This window comes from Yeosuana aromativorans (genome assembly GCF_014646655.1).
Taxonomy (GTDB): domain Bacteria; phylum Bacteroidota; class Bacteroidia; order Flavobacteriales; family Flavobacteriaceae; genus Yeosuana; species Yeosuana aromativorans.
Window position 1 is genome coordinate 1 of sequence record NZ_BMNR01000031.1, and the last position, 633, is coordinate 633.

At 51.3% G+C, this 633-nt stretch carries 1 protein-coding gene; it reads left to right on the forward strand.

Going from position 1 to position 633, the window contains the following annotated elements:
* Positions 1 to 91: 91 nt before the first annotated feature.
* On the forward strand, positions 92 to 633 hold a 542-nt coding region (locus IEW94_RS16820; protein ID WP_188655259.1), incomplete at its 3' end, for an HYR domain-containing protein.

A 633-nucleotide genomic window follows, 5' to 3' on the forward strand; every position in this document is an offset into this window, starting at 1 on the left:
CAGTTCAAACCCATGTAACGTAACCATTACCCGTACCTGGACGTTCACTGACAACTGTGGCAATTCAAGTTCTGTCGCCCAAACCATCACGGTGAAGGACACCACTGCGCCCAGCATTGCCTGTCCGGCCAACATTACGGTGACCGCTGACCCGGGGCTGCCCAACGCCAATATCACCATTGCGCTTCCTGCCGTTTCCGATAACTGTGACCCAAATGTTGCCTTCACAAATGACCATAACAATTCCCAAGATGCCAGTGGCTCTTATGGTCTAGGAACCACTACGGTAACCTATACCGCTACCGATAACTGTGGCAATGAGACCCAATGCTCGTTTACCGTGACCGTCAACGATGAAGAGGCCCCTGAGATCAGCTGCCCTCCTACTGTGTCCGTCACATGCATTGACCTGGTGCCCGCTGCATATGGCAGTTACGGTGAATTTGCAACGGCAGGTGGATCTGCCACTGACAACAACGGCATAGACCAGGCCAGCTTTGTTTTGGTAAGCCAAACAAGTGACAACAATACCTGTCCCGAGACTATATCAAGGGTTTATGCCATCTCTGACAATGATGGAAACTCCTCTCAATGTACACAGCTTATCGTGGTCAACGATGACATTGCGCCCGT